We start from the raw sequence: 16854 nt of genomic DNA, 5'->3' as shown, positions 1-16854 counted from the left end.
GGGGACCCTTCCGGGCCGAGCAGGGCGCGGGGCGCCCAGAACGCTCGGCCCGGAAGGGCGACGTCCGTGGGTGGGCACGGTCAGAGCAGCAAACCCGTCCACGCGGTCGAGCAGCCCGCCTGGCCCCGCCGCCGGCAGTCCGCGACGCCGATGCCGGTCCGGGTGGCGGCGCGCCCACTCTCCCGGCTGGTTCCCCGGGGTGCTTCGAGCCCGTCGAGGCACCGCTGAGACCCGGCCGCCTGCTTTCGGCCGGGCTCCGGTGGTGCTGCGCGGGTGCTTGGCGAGCGCAGGGCCGGCGGGACTGTCACGGGGTTTCGGTGGTGGGGGTGGGCAGCCGCGGGCCGGCGCGGTCACGGACGTAACGGCGGCGCAGGTAGAGGACCCCCCACGCCGGCAGCCCCAGCGCGACGATCCACGGCAGCAGTGCGCCGAGGACGGTCAGCAGGATCGCGAGCGAGTCGGCCAGGGCATGCCATCCACTGGACAGACCGCCGAGGAAGCCGCTCGGGTCGGACGTGTCGACGGGCGCGACCCCGTCCGGGCCGAGCAGCACCACGGTCACCGTGCTGAGCGCGGTCAGGTCGGCCAGCCGCCGCTTCTTGGCCTGCAGCGACGCCAGGTCGGACTCCCGGGTCGCCACCTCTTTCTCCAGCATGACCAGGTCGTTCAGTGACGTGGCCTGGCCGAGCAGTTTGCGCCCGCTGTCGACCCGGGCCTGCTGCACCGCGATCCGCGCGTCCAGGTCGACGACCTGCTCGGTCACGTCCTCGGTGTTGATCGCCCGGTTCTTCTCGGTGCCGAGCTTGGCGATCTGTTCCAGCGCGGAGGCGAACTTGTCGGCCGGGATCCGCAGTTTCAGCGTGGCCGTGCCGGTGCTGTCCCCGCCGCTCTGCCGATCGTCGCCGCCGATGAAGCCACCGCTGCCACCGGCGATCCCGGTGGCCTGGGCGGCGGCCGCGTTGACGTCCTTCACCTGCACCGTGATGCTCCCGGTGTAGACGATCGACCGCTGGTCCACCCGCAGGTCGGGTGCTTCGGCCGCGGTGTCCTTGCCCTGGGTGGCGGCACCCGCCCCGGCGTCCTGCTGGGCCTCCCGGGCGGCGGGAGCGGCGGCCTTGCCGGCGGCGCCGGACGTGCTGTTGTCGGACGCGCCGTCAGCGGCGCATCCGGCCAGAAGGGCACCGCTGAGGAGCACGGCGCCGAGCCATACATATCCCCGTTCACGCATCACAACTCCGATCGTCGGTACGACTGACCGCTGGGACGTTCGGCGGCCTGTTCCCGGTTCCGGCAGACTGCGAGATGACCGGTCACGATTCAGCGACGGAGGAGCACCGTGCGTGTCACGAAGTTCACTCATGCCTGTCTACGGATCGAGGGGGCGGGAGTGCTCGTCGTCGATCCGGGCGAATTCTCCGAGAAGTCGGCCTTGGACGGTGCGGATGCCGTGGTCATCACCCACGAGCACTTCGACCACCTCGATGTGGCGGCGCTCACCGCGGCCGTCGAACGCCGGCCCGGGCTGCGGGTCTTCGCGCACGCGGAGGTCCTGGAGAAACTCGGCGACGTCGCCGAGGCGACCAGGCCGGTGGCGCCCGGCGAGCAGTTCGAGGCCGCGGGCTTCACCCTTTCGGCGTACGGCGGCAAGCACGCGATCATCCACGAATACGTCCCGCGGATCGCCAACCTGGGATACCTGATCACCGATGGGACCGCGAACCTCTACCACCCCGGTGACTCGTTCGTCGTCCCCGACGGCGCGACCGTCGACACCCTCTGCGTCCCGCTCAACGCGCCGTGGCTGAAGATCTCCGAAGCGATCGAGTTCGCCCGGGCGGTCAAACCGGCTCGGGCCATCGCCATCCACGACGCGCTGCTCAACGAGCGGGGGGCGAAGATCTCCGACGGGCATCTGGAGAACTTCTCCCAGACCCGGTATCAGCACGTGGCTCCCGGCACCACGCTCGACTGACGTGCCGGGTGTGATCGACGACGTGGTCCGGCGGCTCTACGAGGAGCCGCCGGACGGTTTCGTGGCGACCCGGGCGGCCGCGGTCGACCAGGCGCGCGCGGCCGGCGACCGGGAGACGGCCAAGCGGCTCGCCGCCCTGAAGAAACCGACCGTGGCCGCGTGGGTGGTGAACCTGCTGGTCCGCAAACGCCCGGACCTGATCGGCGAGCTGGTCGAACTCTCCGGGGCGCTCCGGGCCGCCCAGCGCGAACTGCAGGGCGGTCAGCTGCGCGAGTTGTCGCAGCAGCGCCGGGCGTTCGTGTCGGCACTGGTCACCGCGGCCCGCAAGCTGGCCGTGGCCGCCGGGGCGGGCGCCGCCAAGCTGCCGATGGGCGAGGTGGAGGCGACGCTGACCGCGGCGCTGGCCGACCCGGAGATCGCCGAGCAGGTGCAGACCGGCCGGTTGATCCGGGCCGCCGCCTATGCGGGGTTCGGGGAGGTCCCACGCCCGCGCCTACGCCTGATCACCGGCGGCGAGGACGAGGATGATCTCGTCGGCTCCACGCCGGTCCGCGGCGGCATGAACCACGATGAGCCGGGCCACGGAGACTCGGGGCAGGGCGAGTCTGATGCGGAGTCGGCGGCGCGGGAAGCGCGGGAACGGGCCGCCCGCGAGCGCCGGCGCCGGGAGGTCGAGCGCCGCCGCCGCGAACTGCGACGCGAGCTGAGCGCGGCCGAAGCCGGTGAACGGCGCGCCGACGACCAGCTGAACCGGGCCGAGTCGGCCGAACGGGACGCCGAGAGCCTGGTCGACGACCTGGAAGCGGAACTCGCCGAACTGGAACGCCGGCGCACCGAGGCCGTCGCCGAAGTCGGCCGCCGCAAACTGGCCCGCCGGACCGCCGAGCGCGAAGCCGCCACCGCCCGCCGCCGGGTCGGCGACGTCCAAGCCGCCCTCGACGACCTGGACTGACCACCGAGCCCCGCTTCGGCGCTGTCCCGGCGCTCTGCGGACGGGCAGCCGTGCCCGGGCGGCAACCGGGCCGGAACCCGGGGGCGCGCTGCGGGCGGGACTCACCGCGGAGGTCGCGGACCACCGGGTGGCGGAACTGCGCGGCCTGCTCAAGCGCGTCGGGAGGTTTGTTGCTCTCACCGTGCCCACCCACGGAGGCCGCCCTGGAGGGCTGAGCGTTCTGGGCGCCCCGCGCCCTGCTCGGCCCGGAAGGGTCCCCGCGGGAGCGGCGGAGAAGGACCACAGCGGACCCAGGACATGAAGATCTTGATGTTGATTTGTTCGCAGGGCGGACAAGTAGAGCGTTTTCTTAATCGGTCGAGCGGAGCAGAATCGGACGGTGACCCCCGAACAGGCAGCGGCCAACGCCAAGGCGAGCGTCGCCACCATCGTCGGAGCCTTCGCCGAATCCCCGCAGACGTTGCGGCGGGCCCGCCTGCTCGGGCTCTCCGGCTGGGCCTATCACGTCTCGGCCCGGGCCGGCGCGCTCGGCGACGTGCGGCCGGAGACGGTGGCGGCGGCGATCGCGTTCATCGCGCCCGAGGCGGTCACCGAGGGGTGGGAGGCCACGGCGAAGAGTTCGCAGCCCTCCGAGGTGGCCACCTGGCACCTGCGTGAGCTGTGCACCTGGGGTGTCGAGCAGGTCGGCGGCTTCCCGCGGCTGGGCCGGCTGCTGGAGCTGGCCGAGCGGGTGGTGGGCGAGGTCGACCCGGCCGGGTTGCCGCTGTTCGCCGCGTGGCGGGCGATGCCGGTGCCGAGTCAGGAGCCGGGGGCGCGGGCCGCGTTCCTGTTGCATCTGCTGCACGAGCACCGGCAGGGGGTGTACGTGATCGCCGTCCGCGCCGGTGGCCTGACCCCGCTGGAGGCGATCATCGCCGGGCCGGAGGGGGAGACCGGCGCGGTGGCGCTCGGATGGCAGTCGCCGTACCCGTCGGCGGGCCCGCTGGTGCGCCGCCTGATGTGGGCCGAGTCGGTGGCGAACTCGCTCGCCGGGCAGGCCTGGGGCACGCTGGACCGTCCGGAGCGGGTGGAACTGGCCGGGTTGCTGGAGTCTCTCGCGCACCGCTTCACCCGCTGACGTCCCGGCCCGGGCGGGTGACAACGACTGGCAGGTGCTCGGCGGGCGTGGTCGGATGGCGGGCACGAGCGTGTTCCGCCCGGCTGGACCACTCGCCGGCTTGTCCCGTCCACGGAACCCGACCGGTCAGGCCCGGGACCTCGCCGAGGTGTACGTCTGACCGGAACGCCGCCTGCTGATGGGGCGGACGGCCGAGCGCGCGGCGGAACTGGGTCACGACGTGTACACGAACCCGACCGAGGCCGCACGGCTCTACCGGAAGGTCGGGATGTCCCCGCTCTACCGGGCGAACGTGTACGAGACCACGGTGACACCGCGGCCGGGCGTCAGGTCCCCGGCGTAGCCGTGCGGGTCGGGCGGCTACGCAGCTCGCTGACGTAGTCGTCGGGCGCCCCGGCCTTCTCCGCCGCGGTGGCGATCTCGGAGAGGTACCACGCGGTCGGCAGGCCGCCCTCGTAACCGGCGAAGACGTAGACCCAGGCGGGCATCTCACCGTCGAGCGTCGATACACGCACGGTGAGCTTCTGGTATGTCCCGGCGGGCACCCCCTCGACCTCGTCGAGTTGTGAGGCATCCCACGGATGCACGTCGTAGAGGGAGACGAAGACACGGTCGCCGGGCGATTCGACGATCGTCGTCACCGCCCCCTCCCAGCCCATTTCCCCTTCTCCGGCAAAGGTCAGGCGCCAGCCTTCGATCCACCCGACCCCGACCATGGGGGAGTGCGGACAGTAGGCCAGCATGCGGGCTGGGTCCAGGTTCGAGCCATACGCGGCGTAGTGACGCACGGCGACGACGATAGTCGTAACGACGGTCGGTGAGAATATGAGACGAGCGTGTCGGCACACCGTATGGGGTTTGTTGCCGGTTTTTCCCCTGCGGGGGCGGCAGAGTCATTATTTGGAGGTCGGGTAACAGTGAGTCGGATCGTGATCATCGGCGGGGGCCCGGGCGGGTACGAGGCGGCCCTGGTCGCCGCCCAGCTCGATGCCGATGTGACCCTGGTCGAGGCGGACGGGCCCGGTGGCGCCTGCGTGCTGACCGACTGTGTCCCGTCGAAGACCTTCATCGCCAGCTCCGAGGTGATGACCGGTTACCGCAACAACGACGCCTTCGGGATCCGTTCCAGCGGTCTCGACGGGGTCAGCGTCGACGCCGTCGCGGTCAACCAGCGGGTGAAGAAGCTGGCGCTGGCGCAGTCCGCCGACATCCAGACGAAGCTGGTCAAGGCCGGTGTCGACGTGGTCCGTGGCCGCGCCCGGATGGGTGAGGACCGGCTCGGCCACACCCACCAGGTGCTGATCACCCCGGCCGAGGGCGCGGAGTACGCGGTGGAGGCCGACACGGTCCTGCTGGCCACCGGCGCCACCCCGCGGGTGCTGTCCACCGCCCGCCCGGACGGCGAGCGCATCCTCGACTGGCGTCAGGTGTACGACCTGACCGAGCTCCCCGAGCACCTGGTCGTGATCGGCTCGGGTGTCACCGGCGCCGAGTTCGCCAGCGCCTACCTGGCGATGGGGGTGCAGGTCACGCTCGTCTCCAGCCGCGAGCGCGTGATGCCGCACGAGGACGCCGACGCCGCGATGGCGATCGAGCGGGTGTTCCGTGACCGCGGCATGACCATTCTCAGCCAGTCCCGTGGCGACTCGGTGGTGAACACCGGCGACGGTGTCCGGGTGACCCTGTCCGGCGGCAAGGTGATCGAGGCGTCGCACGCCCTGATCGCGGTCGGCGCCGTCCCCAACACCGCCGACCTGGGCCTCGCGGAGTACGGGGTGGCGGTCGGCAACGGCGGCTACGTGACCGTCGACCGGGTGTCGCGCACCAACGTGCCGGGCATCTACGCCGCCGGTGACTGCACCGGGGTGCTGCCGCTGGCCAGTGTCGCTGCCATGCAGGGCCGGATCGCGATCTGGCACGCGATGGGTGAGGCGGTCGCGCCGCTGCGGCTGCGCACGGTCTCGGCGAACGTGTTCACCGACCCGGAGCTGGCCACCGTCGGCGTCTCGCAGAACGAGGTGGACTCCGGCCGCACCCCGGCCCGCCAGGTGATGCTGCCGCTGACCGGCAACGCCCGGGCGAAGATGGCCGGCCTGCAGGACGGGTTCGTGAAGCTCTTCTGCCGCCCGGCGACCGGTCAGGTCATCGGCGGCGTGGTCGTGGCGCCGAAGGCGAGCGAGCTGATCCTGCCGATCACGATGGCGATCGAGAACAACCTGACCGTGGACCAGCTGGCCCACACGATCACGATCTATCCGTCGCTGTCGGGTTCGATTGCGGAAGCGGCTCGTCAGCTGATGCAGCACGAGATCCAGTAGCGTCCTGGCCGGCTGACCCTGAGCAGGCTGACCCTGAGCCGGCTGACCCTGAGCCGGCCGACCCTGAGCCGGCTGACCCTGAGCCGGCCGACCCCGAGCAGGCTGACCCCGAGCCGGTCGACCCCGAGCAGGCGGAGCCTGAGCCGGTCGACCCTGCGCCGGTCGAGCCTGCGCCGGTCGACTCCGGGTCGGCCGGGTCCTTGCCGCCGAAGAGGGCGAGGATCCAGCCGGCGGTGCCGAAGACGAGGGCGGCGGCTGCCGCGATCGCGAACAGCCGCCAGGCGGACTGGGTGATCGCGGTGCCGCCGAGGTGCCCGACCAGCCCGCCGTAGGAGGCCCAGCAGAGCGCGGCCGCGCCGTCGTACCCGACGAAGTTCCGGACCGGGTAGCCGGTGCGGCCGGCGTGATAGCCGGAGGCCATCCGGCCGCCGGGGACGAACCGGCACAGCAGGATCACGAGGGGACCGGGCCGGCGCAGGCCGCGGGTGAACCGCTCGGCGGCCTGTCGGGCGCGCGAATTCTCACCTTCTTCGCTGCGCGGGGCGAATCGGGCGCGAAGGGCGCTGAGCCCATGCCCGGTGGATCGCCCCAGCACGAATGCGATCAGGTCGCCGGTGACCATGCCCAGTGCGCCGATCAGGATCACCAGGGCCAGGTGCAGGTCGCCGTAGACGGTCAGCGCACCCGAAGTGATCATGATGGCCTGGATCGGCACCACCGGGATCAACGCGTCCACCGCGAGAAATCCGAACAGCGCGAGGTAGACCCAGAGCGGTGAGGTCACCATCGTCAGCAGATCGGTCATCGCAGGGGCCACCACCTAGCGGATTCAGGGCTCACGGTATTTTCCGGGAACGCACCTGAGAGAGCGCTGTGCTCAGCATGCGCCCACTGTCTGTGAACCCGGCCGTGATGCCCGCCACGCTACGGCCGAAAGGCCCTGAAGCGCCCATGGTTTTCCCAGTGTCCACAACGGCGGGGCGTACCGTTGGTTCTGCCCGCCGGCGCCGGATCCCCCGTTCCGACGCGCCGTGGCAGCGGGCCGCCGGTAGGTCCCGTATCGGCGGCCCGCCCCTTCAAAAACAAGATCAAGACCGGTTTCCCGTACGTCGTGAGCCGCCGAATCTTGCCACTGGCTAGTTATCCTTGCGCGGTGACCAGGCAGAGCTACCACCACGGTGACCTGCGGCGCGCCCTGCTGACCGCGGCCGCCGACGCGATCACCGACTCCGGCGTGACCGCGCTGAGCATGCGCGACCTCGCCCGCCGCGCCGGTGTCTCGCACGCCGCGCCCGCCCACCACTTCGCCGACAAGGCCGGGCTGCTCACCGCGCTCGCCACCGACGGCTTCGAACGCCTCGCCAAGGCGCTCGCCACCTCCCGGCTGGCCAGCAACAGCCTGCTCGAACTCGGTGTCACCTATCTGCGGTTCGCACTGGCCAACCGGGCGACGTTCGAGGTGATGTTCCGGACCGACCTCTACCACGCCGACGACCCCGGCTTGCTCGCCGCGCGCCGCCAGGCCGCCGACGCCCTCTACGCCGGCATGACCGACCTGCCGGACGCGCCGCTCGCCGGGCCCGTCCCGACCGGCCCCGCGCGACCGGCCAAGGAAGGCACCGCCGAGCTGGTCTCCGACGAGGTACGCGAAGTCGGCCTGGCCGCCTGGTCGATGGTCCACGGCTTCGCGACGCTGTGGCTGAGCGGCGCCTTCCCGGACAGCGCCCAGGAGGACCCGGTGGAGGCGGCCCGCCAGATCCTGGGGCGTGTCCGCCAGATGGGCGGGTGATCGACTTCTACTTGTCACCCCACCCGCCCTGGGGGAAGTCCCGCTGGTCAGTATGGCCGGAAACGGCAGGCTGCCACCGGCGGCCTGTGGACAGGCCGCCAGTGTGGACACACTTGCCCTCAGCCCTCGATCGTGCAGACCACCGCGCCGGACGTGACCGTGGCGCCGACCTCCAGCGACAACCCGCTGACCGTGCCGGCCTTGTGCGCGTTCAGCGGCTGCTCCATCTTCATCGCCTCGACGACCACGATCACGTCGCCCTCGTTGACGACGTCACCGTTCTGCGCGGCGACCTTCACGATGGTGCCCTGCATCGGGGCGGTCAGGCTGTCGCCGCTCGCGGCCGCGGTCGCGGCGTTGCCGCGCGGACGGCTTGCGCGTTTCTGCGGGGCGGCGGATGACGACGTACGCCCCATCAGGTCCTTGGGGAGGCGGACCTCGATGCGCCGGCCGCCGACCTCGACCACGACGGTCTCGCGTTCGGCGGCCTCGCCGCCGTCGGCGGCCGGGGCACTGAACGGCGGCACCTCGTTGGCCCACTCGGTCTCGATCCACCGGGTGTGCACGGTGAACGGTTCGGCGGTGAACGCCTCGTCGCGCACGACCGCGCGGTGGAACGGCAGCACCGTGGCGATGCCCTCGATGACCGTCTCGTCGAGGACCCGGCGGGAACGTTCGAGTGCCTGCTCCCGGGTCGCGCCGGTGACAATGATCTTGGCGAGCATCGAGTCGAAGTTCCCGCCGATGACGCTGCCCGTCTCGACGCCCGAGTCGACTCGCACGCCCGGCCCGGACGGCCAGGTCAGCGCGGTGACCGTGCCCGGTGCGGGCAGGAAGCCGCGGCCCGCGTCCTCCCCGTTGATCCGGAACTCGATGGCGTGCCCGCGGGGCTCCGGGTCCTCGGTGAGCGCCAGCGGCTCGCCGGACGCGATCCGGAACTGCTCGCGGACCAGGTCGATGCCGGCGGTCTCCTCGCTGACCGGGTGCTCCACCTGCAGCCGCGTGTTGACCTCCAGGAACGAGATCGTCCCGTCCTGGCCGACCAGGTACTCCACCGTGCCGGCACCGTAGTACCCCGCCTCGCGGCAGATCGCCTTCGCACTCCCGTGGATCTCGGCGCGCTGCTCGGCCGTCAGGAACGGCGCGGGCGCCTCCTCGACCAGCTTCTGGTGGCGGCGCTGCAGCGAGCAGTCACGCGTGCCGACCACGATCACGTTGCCGTGCGTGTCCGCGATGACCTGCGCCTCGACGTGGCGGGGCCGGTCCAGGTAGCGCTCGACGAAACACTCACCGCGCCCGAACGCGGCCACCGCCTCGCGTGTCGCGCTCTCGAACAGCGCCGGGATCTCCTCGATCGTGCGGGCCACTTTCAGACCTCGCCCGCCACCACCGAACGCCGCCTTGATCGCCACGGGCAGCCCGTGCTGCTCGGCGAACGCGATGATCTCGTCGGCGTCGGCCACCGGCTCCGGTGTGCCGGGCACCAGCGGCGCCCCGGCCCGCTGCGCGATGTGCCGCGCGGTCACCTTGTCGCCGAGGTCGCGGATCGCCTGCGGGCTCGGCCCGATCCACGTGAGGTTGTTTTTAATCACTGCGTCGGCGAACTCGGCGTTCTCCGAGAGAAACCCATAACCCGGATGTACGGCGTCAGCCCCGCTCCGCTTGGCCACGTCGATCAACTTGTCGACGCGCAGGTACGTGTCAGCGGCGGTCTCGCCGTCCAGTGCGAACGCCTCGTCGGCGAGCCGGGCATGTGGCGCGTCGCGATCACTGTCGGCGTAGACGGCGACGCTGGTGAGGCCGGCGTCCTTGCAGGCCCGGATGACCCGGAGGGCGATCTCGCCACGGTTGGCGATCAATATCTTCCGCACGGCTAGAGCCTAACGGCAGTTCAGTGTCCCGTCGTGGCCCGTCTTGAAATGCAGCCATTTGGATGCCTATTGTGGTGACCGTGGACGAGGTGTTCAAAGCACTGGCCGACCCGAGCCGCCGCCACCTGCTCGACAGCCTCAACCGGCGCAACGGGCAGACGCTGCGGGATCTCTGCTCCGGCCTGGGCATGGCCCGGCAGTCGGTCAGCAAACACCTCGCCGTGCTCGAAGCCGCCGGCCTGGTGACCACCACCCGGCGCGGCCGGGAAAAGCTGCACCACCTCAACGCCGCACCGGTCAACGCCATCGCCGACCGCTGGATCAGCCGATACGACCGCGGGCGCGTCCAGGCGCTCGCCGACCTCAAAAGCGCGCTGGAAGGGACACCGATGAGCTTCGTCTACACCACGTACATCGCGACCACGCCCGCGAAACTCTGGGAGGCGCTCACATCGCCGGCGTTCACCAGTCAGTACTGGGGCGTGTCGTTCGACAGCGACTGGACCGCCGGCTCGCCGATCACCTGGAAAATCGGCGACCTGACCATCGCCGACCCGGAACAGGTGGTGCTGGAATCGGTACCGGGGTCGCGGTTGTCGTACACGTGGCACAGCTTCACCCCGGAGTTCGCCGCCAAGCACGGCTTCTCGCCGGAGTGGCTGGCGGCGGTGACCGCGGAGCGGCGCTCGACCGTGACGTTCGACCTCGAACAGGTGGGCGAGCTGGTCAGGCTGACCGTCACGCACGACGGCTTCGACGACGGCAGCACGATCCTCGGGCAAGTGAGCCAGGGGTGGCCGGCGATCCTGTCCAGCCTCAAGACGTACCTGGAGACGGGCTCTCCGCTGCCCGTTGAGTGACTAGTTCCGCCCGGTGGCTGCTGGGGCTCGGCTCAGTTTCGCTGCCGCTTCCACGGCCTGTTCCACTGCCGCTTTCACGGCCTGTTCCACTGCCGCTTCCGCTCGGCGGCTGCTGGTTTCGCTCCGGCGGCTGGCCGGGGCTCGGCTCAGTTTCGCCAGAGCGTCGTGATCGGCACGTCCATCTCGGCGAGCAGCGTCCTGAGCAGCGGCAACGACAGCCCGATCACGTTGCCGGGGTCACCCTCGATCCGCTCGACGAACGCACCCCCACGCCCGTCCAGCGTGAACGCGCCCGCCACCTGCAGCGGCTCACCCGAAGCAACGTAGGCCTCGATCTCGGCGTCGGTCACGTCCGCGAAGTGCACCGTGGTCGTACCGACCGCCTCGGCCTGCCGCCCGCTGACCAGCCCGGTCAGATGATGCCCGGTGTGGAGCACCCCGGACTTCCCGCGCATCGCCATCCACCGCTGCGCCGCTTCCCGGGCGTCCGCCGGCTTCCCGAAGATCTCCCCCTCGAACGCCAGCACCGAGTCACACCCGAGCACCAGCGCCCCCGGATCCGCCGGCAGATTCGCCGCCACGGTCCGCGCTTTCATCCGCGCCAGCGCGAGGCTCAGCGTGTAGGCATCCTCAGCCTCCACGACGCTCTCGTCCACCCCACTGACGATCACCTCAGCATCAATTCCCGCCCCGGTGAGCAGCGCCCGCCGGGCAGGGCTGGCCGAGGCAAGAATCAGCCGGTACGCGTTGTCACTCTGCACAAAAAGTGAGACTACAAGCCCGCCGTGCCCAAAAGTGCACGCAAGCCCCATCTTCCACCGACAAACCCATCATTCCCCCTGTCCCACCACAGCCCCAAGTCCCAAATCCCCAGCTGGGACTGCCCAGCCCTGGTCGGTGGAACCTTGCGTCGCGGCTTGCGAGGCCACGCGCCCTCGGCCGCCCGGACACGGGCCACGCTCTCCGCGCTCGCCCGTGCGCTACGCCTGAGCCGGTTCCGGAGGCAGCACACCGGTCGATGGCCAATGCATCGCGGCGCCGACCGAGCCATTACCGCATGCGAGTCCCTGCCTGGTGAGCGTCTTTGCCTACAAGGCAGGCAGCTCGGTAGCTTTCTAAATTCGTCTCCGATTCCGCCGCCGAACAGCTAAGAACGCCAGAACCACTCCACCGCTCAATGCGACCGCAACCCTACCTAGCAGGCCGAACTTCCACCCACGACCACGGTTATGGGCCCCGTCCACCACCGCACTGCTGGAAGCACCGGCGCCGACTGAGGTCCCATTGCTCATCGGCGGAACGTCTGCGGTTAGAGCCTTAATGATGTTGAGCACCCCGTACCCACATTGCTCATCCCGACCAGGCGGCCCGATGTCGGTAGCCGTGGCCGTAAGTCGATGAACGACTTCCCGAGCAGAAAGTTTCGGAAAATTGGCCCGAACCAATGCCGCTGCCCCCGACACAATCGCAGTCGCTGCCGAAGTGCCGTCGATCTTGCTGTAGGAATTATGTGATCCGGTCGTCACAATATCAACGCCGGGTGCGCAAATTCCAAGATTAGGTCCAGGCGTCGAGAATGGCGCATACTTTCCATCCTTGTCGACGGCTCCAACGGCGAGCACGCCCGGGAGTGCGGCGGGGTACCCTATCCGCGCCGTTCGGAAATCGTTTCCTGAGGCTGCTACGACAACCACGTCGCGATTGATTGCGTCGTTAACTGCCCGTTCAAGCTCCTTGGAGATACTTCCAGCGGATGACACGTTTATTACTCTGGCTCCAAGATTTGTTGCCGCTGATATTCCGGCGCCAACTATTGGACGGAAATCTGGTCCGTCGGATACCTTAATTGGCAACAGCTTCGATCCAGGAGCTATCCCAAGTACTCCCTTGGCAGAATCTTGCCCGTGGCCGACAATAAGGCCAGCCATCTCAGTGCCATGTCCGATTCGATCGTTGTTGTAGGCGGGGCCGCTATTGGTGACTAGGTCTACGCCCGGAACAAGATTATTATCGAAGTCGCGATGGTTATTAACGCCGCTGTCCGTTAGTGCGACGGTGACGCCCGTACCCGTGCTTAGTGCGTGGGCCTTGTCAATCTTAAGGGCATCCAAGAACCACTGTGCCTCTCGCACCGCGTCAGTTCGCTCGAATGCCGTCAGTGACAATGTAGCGACAAAGGCGAGAACAGTTGTGGCATTGCGGAGGCTGAGAAGAGAAGATTTCCCAATCCTGTGGCTCCTACGGAAGTCCAATTGCTGGCCCCGGATCAATCTTCTGCTTCTCTGGGGGAAGGATGACCGGATCAATTCCTTCTTCGATAGCCCAAGGGTCATCGGGACTCCAGTGCCTATCGCCTATTTTTTCTCGGGTTGTGTTCGAGCGCTTTCGGGGATTGAAGGAGCTTCCGATGGGGGTGGTGGGGCTGCCAATGATCCCACCTGACGGATTCAACTGCTGGTTTCGGGGCAAGCTAGGTCCGATGTGGGTGCCGCCTGTTTCGGCGGGATCTCCTATGATGCCACCGGGTAGTGTTTTTCGTGCCCGGCTCAACGTGCTGGGAGATCTTTCGATACCGCCAATATTCCCAGCGGGAAGACTCGCGTGCGGTTCCGTGGGTAGCGTTCCTATGACCGGAATTGAACCGATCAATCCGGTGCCTGGGTTCAGACCATGACTGATTGGATTGGTTGCTACGGGCGTTGAGGTCGCCTTCGTTGGGTCTAAACCGCTCAATATTGGTATTAGTGGGCTCGAGGGTGGGTCTGGATGGGTGTAGGAAGGAGTTGAAGAGACCGCCGAATGTCCGCCGGTTGGTCCGCTTGATATCCCATGCGAATGCGTGAGTGATGTGCCCGAGTTATTGCTGACGTTGCTTGACGGAGAAGGTGAGGTGAGGGTTTTGATTGACGAATCACTCGAGTTTTCGGGATCGAATGGCTTGGTTCGATCGGTATTGGGCACTGGGTCATAAAGCGCCGGTGTGGTGATGTTTAGTTGGGCTTGGGCGAGGTCGGTGCTCAGCGCGGACATGACTGACTGGGCCTGTAGGTGCAGTTCGAGCTGACGGGACTCTGCCGTTGGTGGGGTCGGGGCGATGATTCGGTATTTGCCGACGATCTGCTCGTTTGACTTCAGCTTCGCGGCGTAGGCGTCCAAGTCCTGCTGGTTCGCCAGGTAGGCGCGGTAGATGGACTCCATTTTGACCCGGGCGCCGACCAGGGCGGACGTGGCGGCACCCAGGGCGCGGTGGTTTTCTACGGCGGCCTCGTAGGTGCTGGTCAGGTGGCTGATCAGGTCGTCGAGACGGTCGAGGTATTTGGCGGCGGCTTTGCTTTTGTCCGGGGGCCAGGCTTCGGCGAGGTTGTCGCGGTAGCGCTTGACCCGGGACAGGTGGTCGATCAGGAGGTCGGCGGACTGCAGCCAGGTGAGCAGCAAGCTTTTGTGGGCTGTTCCGTCGTGGGCGGCGATCATCGACCACATTTCGGGGACGGTTTTCAGCGCCCAGTCGGTTCCGCCTTGGTTGTCGGAATTCGCGAACATCAGGCACCTTCCTTCGCGGTGGAAGGCGGCGATGGCGTCTCTGCCACGGGGTCGAACGGGACGGATTTGTCGCCGAAAATGCCGATCGAGGAGTCTGCGGAAGTGCCCGCGACGGCGGGCGGGGCCACCGAGGCGCCACCGGAAGGAGCGGCGGAAGACCCGGGGGAAGGAGCGGCGGAAGACCCGGGGGAAGGGGCTGCGGGAGACCCAGCGGAAGGGGCTGCGGGAGACCCAGCGGAAGGGGCGGCGGGAGACCCAGCGGAAGGAGCGGCGGGAGACTCCGGGGAAGGAGCGGTGGTCGACCCGGCGGAGGACGCGACGGAGGGGCCGCCGGTCGAGGTCACCTCCGCAGGTGGCAGCAGCCCAGCCGTGACCAGCGCCGACTCCACATCGCTCAACCGTGCCCGAGCAAACGCATCCGCCCCGCGATAAAGCCCGCTGACTTGCTCAGCCGCTTTCGCGAACCCATGGGTCCCGTTGGCGAAGTTGTAGATGTTCTGCTGGCAGGTGTCCTGCGCCGAGGCCAGAACGGTGGTGAAGGCGTGCAGTTCGCCGAATTGGTGGTCGGCGGCGGGGAGGCCGGCCAGCATCCGGTTCGCCAGGGTGTCGGCGAACGGCGCGTACTGGTCGTCGACATCGGCCAGGAGTTTCCGGGCGAAGTCTTCCATCGCGGTGATGTCGGCCGAGATGTGACCGTCGTCGCGCCATGGATCGTCGTAGGGAGCCACGCAGCGAGGTTAGCCGCTCACGGCACGCTACATCGACTCCTGTGGAAGGGGCCTGTGGACAACGTGCGGTCGGTCAGTGGCGGGGGAGGGAGGACGTCTTCCAGGAGCGTGCGCCGGTGGCGGGACGCCCTGATCGGATCCAGTCCGAGGCGCTCTGCGGGCGGCTTGACGAATTGACCGACGTAGATCTAACTGCCAGGATGGCGACCAGAGCGGCGAGCTCATGATCGTCTAGGCTTCCACGTACGACTCCGACCAGCGGTTCCTCTTTCATTGGCCGAGCGTACGACGGGTGCCCCGGCTTCCGGTGACACGTGTCCCACACTCGGCTGATCAATTCGCGGCCGCTCGACAGAACCAGGTATTTTCTGCGTGATGTCTTCTTCTCCCCCGCTCATTGTCGCTGATCGGTACCGGCTGGTTGCGCCGCTCGGTCAGGGCGGGATGGGTCGCGTCTGGCGGGCGACCGATGTCGTCCTGCACCGTGAGGTGGCGATCAAGGAACTGGTTCCCCCGCCCGGACTGACGCCCGCCGAGCGGCAGGAGATGCGTGAGCGTTCCCTGCGCGAGGCTCGGGCCATCGCCCGCCTCAACAACATCAACGTGGTACGTGTCTTCGACGTGCTCCGGACGGATGCCGACCCGTGGATCGTCATGGAGTATGTGCCGTCCCGCTCGCTGCAGGACACGCTCGCCGCCGACGGGCCGTACAACGCGGTCCGCGCCGCCGAGATCGGCCTGGGCGTGCTCAACGCGTTGAAGGCCGCGCACCGTGCCGGTGTCGTGCACCGGGACATCAAGCCGGGCAACGTGCTGATGGGTGGCGACGGCCGTGTGGTCCTGACCGATTTCGGTCTCGCCACCGTCCCCGGCGACCCGAACGTGACGCGCACCGGCTTGGTTCTGGGCTCCCCGGCGTACATTGCTCCGGAGCGCGCCCGGGACGGGACAGCCGGTCCGGCCGCCGACCTCTGGTCGCTGGGCGCCACTCTCTACGCCGCGGTCGAGGGCCAGTCCCCGTTCGCCCGGCCGTCCGCGATCGCCACGCTCGCCGCTCTCGCGACCGAGAACGTGCCGCCGGCGCGGAACGCTGGGCCGCTCAAGCCCGTACTGAATGGGTTGTTGCGCAAGGATCCCGCGCACCGGATCGACGCTGACGAGGCGGAACGCCTGCTGGCCCGCGCCGCCGGGCGCCGGGCGAAGATCAGCTTCCCGATGAGCCCGACGATGCGCCGTCCCGGTGCCGGCCGGGAACGGCCGTCGTTGCCGAGCGGTCCGGGTGGGCCGCCGGTGCTGCCGGGCAGCGGGTTCGTCACCGCGACCGGTTCCGCGCCGGTCGTCCCGACCCCGCGCCCGCCGGCCACCTCGCGTCCGGCTGACGCACCGGGCCGGGCGCAGAGCGGTCCGGGCGGTGTGGGCAGTAACAGTCAGGGTCGTCCCGCGACTCCGCCCGTGCCGCCGGTCGGCCGGTCGAGCTTCGCGCCGGGTCGCGCCACCGTCGGCAACCCGCCGCCCGGTCCTCAGCCGGGCCCGGCCGGGCCCGGTCGTCCGCCGGTCCGCCCGGGTCAGAAGCCGTTGGACGCGACGAAGGTCGACGGTCCCGCGGTCGTCGACGAGCCGAAGGGTGTGGCGAGTCCTGGCACCGTGTCCGGCACGCGCCGCCCCGACGGCCTGCCGCAGGGCCCGTTCGCCGGGCGCGGTCCGGTC

The 16854-nt window shown here is 69.1% G+C and carries 15 protein-coding genes and 1 pseudogene; 7 read left to right on the top strand and 9 right to left on the bottom strand.

The features are described from left to right. Window positions 1-304 precede the first annotated feature (304 nt). The gene (locus ACH442_RS17860; RefSeq protein WP_396339123.1) at window positions 305-1228 is read right to left on the bottom strand and encodes a DUF4349 domain-containing protein; all 924 of its coding nucleotides are present in this window, start codon (window positions 1226-1228) and stop codon (window positions 305-307) included. 108 nt (window positions 1229-1336) lie between these two features. On the opposite strand from ACH442_RS17860, the gene ACH442_RS17855 reads away from it, so the two are divergent. The 3 genes from ACH442_RS17855 (at window position 1337) to ACH442_RS17845 (ending at window position 4041) form a co-directional block, all read left to right on the top strand. After that, window positions 1337-1972 carry an MBL fold metallo-hydrolase gene (locus ACH442_RS17855; RefSeq protein WP_396339122.1) on the top strand — a complete coding sequence of 212 codons (636 nt, stop codon included), beginning with the start codon at window positions 1337-1339 and terminating at the stop codon, window positions 1970-1972. Between the two features lies 1 nt (window position 1973). Beyond that, window positions 1974-2924 (top strand): hypothetical protein, encoded by a 951-nt coding sequence (locus tag ACH442_RS17850; RefSeq protein WP_396339120.1) that lies wholly within the window; start codon window positions 1974-1976, stop codon window positions 2922-2924. A gap of 379 nt (window positions 2925-3303) precedes the next feature. After that, window positions 3304-4041, top strand: coding sequence for a hypothetical protein (locus tag ACH442_RS17845; protein ID WP_396339119.1), 738 nt, complete (start codon window positions 3304-3306; stop codon window positions 4039-4041). A 326-nt stretch (window positions 4042-4367) separates the two neighbouring features. Here the strand turns inward: ACH442_RS17845 and ACH442_RS17840 are convergent, their stop codons facing one another. After that, window positions 4368-4829 carry a gamma-glutamylcyclotransferase gene (locus ACH442_RS17840; protein WP_396339118.1) on the bottom strand — a complete coding sequence of 154 codons (462 nt, stop codon included), beginning with the start codon at window positions 4827-4829 and terminating at the stop codon, window positions 4368-4370. A gap of 129 nt (window positions 4830-4958) precedes the next feature. Here ACH442_RS17840 and ACH442_RS17835 point away from each other — a divergent pair, with 129 nt between their 5' ends. Beyond that, window positions 4959-6359: an NAD(P)H-quinone dehydrogenase gene (locus tag ACH442_RS17835; protein WP_396339117.1), complete on the top strand. Its 1401-nt coding sequence runs from the start codon at window positions 4959-4961 to the stop codon at window positions 6357-6359. On the opposite strand, the gene ACH442_RS17830 is transcribed toward ACH442_RS17835, so the two are convergent. Beyond that, a complete protein-coding gene (locus tag ACH442_RS17830; RefSeq protein WP_396339116.1) occupies window positions 6286-7164 on the bottom strand; it encodes a DedA family protein in 879 nt (292 codons plus the stop codon). The two genes, ACH442_RS17835 and ACH442_RS17830, sit on opposite strands and share 74 nt — an antisense overlap. 348 nt (window positions 7165-7512) lie before the next feature. Between ACH442_RS17830 and ACH442_RS17825 the strand changes: the two genes are divergently transcribed. Beyond that, the gene (locus ACH442_RS17825) at window positions 7513-8148 is read left to right on the top strand and encodes a TetR/AcrR family transcriptional regulator (protein WP_396339115.1); all 636 of its coding nucleotides are present in this window, start codon (window positions 7513-7515) and stop codon (window positions 8146-8148) included. A 119-nt stretch (window positions 8149-8267) separates the two neighbouring features. Here the strand turns inward: ACH442_RS17825 and ACH442_RS17820 are convergent, their stop codons facing one another. Continuing rightward, the gene (locus ACH442_RS17820) at window positions 8268-10019 is read right to left on the bottom strand and encodes a biotin carboxylase N-terminal domain-containing protein (RefSeq protein ID WP_396339114.1); all 1752 of its coding nucleotides are present in this window, start codon (window positions 10017-10019) and stop codon (window positions 8268-8270) included. Between the two features lie 80 nt (window positions 10020-10099). Between ACH442_RS17820 and ACH442_RS17815 the strand changes: the two genes are divergently transcribed. Then, window positions 10100-10879: an ArsR/SmtB family transcription factor gene (locus ACH442_RS17815; protein WP_396339113.1), complete on the top strand. Its 780-nt coding sequence runs from the start codon at window positions 10100-10102 to the stop codon at window positions 10877-10879. A 146-nt stretch (window positions 10880-11025) separates the two neighbouring features. On the opposite strand, the gene ACH442_RS17810 is transcribed toward ACH442_RS17815, so the two are convergent. From ACH442_RS17810 to ACH442_RS17790, 5 genes are all read right to left on the bottom strand, one after another. Continuing rightward, window positions 11026-11640: a Maf family protein gene (locus ACH442_RS17810; protein WP_396339112.1), complete on the bottom strand. Its 615-nt coding sequence runs from the start codon at window positions 11638-11640 to the stop codon at window positions 11026-11028. Window positions 11641-11994: 354 nt separating this feature from the next. Continuing rightward, window positions 11995-13212, bottom strand: coding sequence for a S8 family serine peptidase (locus ACH442_RS17805; RefSeq protein WP_396339111.1), 1218 nt, complete (start codon window positions 13210-13212; stop codon window positions 11995-11997). Next, window positions 13118-14419 (bottom strand): hypothetical protein, encoded by a 1302-nt coding sequence (locus ACH442_RS17800; RefSeq protein WP_396339110.1) that lies wholly within the window; start codon window positions 14417-14419, stop codon window positions 13118-13120. Before ACH442_RS17800 ends, ACH442_RS17805 begins: the two co-directional genes overlap by 95 nt. Beyond that, the gene (locus ACH442_RS17795) at window positions 14419-15147 is read right to left on the bottom strand and encodes a hypothetical protein (RefSeq protein ID WP_396339109.1); all 729 of its coding nucleotides are present in this window, start codon (window positions 15145-15147) and stop codon (window positions 14419-14421) included. Before ACH442_RS17795 ends, ACH442_RS17800 begins: the two co-directional genes overlap by 1 nt. 73 nt (window positions 15148-15220) lie before the next feature. After that, the gene (locus tag ACH442_RS17790; protein WP_396339108.1) at window positions 15221-15421 is read right to left on the bottom strand and encodes an acyl-CoA carboxylase subunit epsilon; all 201 of its coding nucleotides are present in this window, start codon (window positions 15419-15421) and stop codon (window positions 15221-15223) included. A 101-nt stretch (window positions 15422-15522) separates the two neighbouring features. Here ACH442_RS17790 and ACH442_RS17785 point away from each other — a divergent pair. Beyond that, window positions 15523-16399 (top strand): annotated as a pseudogene (locus tag ACH442_RS17785) (serine/threonine-protein kinase); the annotation flags it as partial. Window positions 16400-16854: the final 455 nt, after the last annotated feature.

Origin of the sequence: Actinoplanes sp. NPDC020271 (assembly GCF_044388125.1) — a bacterium.
Lineage (GTDB): Bacteria > Actinomycetota > Actinomycetes > Mycobacteriales > Micromonosporaceae > Actinoplanes.
This window is presented reverse-complemented; position numbering and strand designations above follow the sequence as displayed.

Excerpts from the sequence above, each read along its gene's own strand:
- ACH442_RS17805 (WP_396339111.1), bottom strand. The coding sequence starts at position 13,212 with ATGACCCTTGGGCTATCGAAGAAGGAATTGATCCGGTCATCCTTCCCC.
- ACH442_RS17800 (WP_396339110.1), bottom strand. The coding sequence starts at position 14,419 with ATGTTCGCGAATTCCGACAACCAAGGCGGAACCGACTGGGCGCTGAAA.
- ACH442_RS17860 (WP_396339123.1), bottom strand. The coding sequence starts at position 1,228 with ATGCGTGAACGGGGATATGTATGGCTCGGCGCCGTGCTCCTCAGCGGT.
- ACH442_RS17830 (WP_396339116.1), bottom strand. The coding sequence starts at position 7,164 with ATGACCGATCTGCTGACGATGGTGACCTCACCGCTCTGGGTCTACCTC.
- ACH442_RS17790 (WP_396339108.1), bottom strand. The coding sequence starts at position 15,421 with ATGAAAGAGGAACCGCTGGTCGGAGTCGTACGTGGAAGCCTAGACGAT.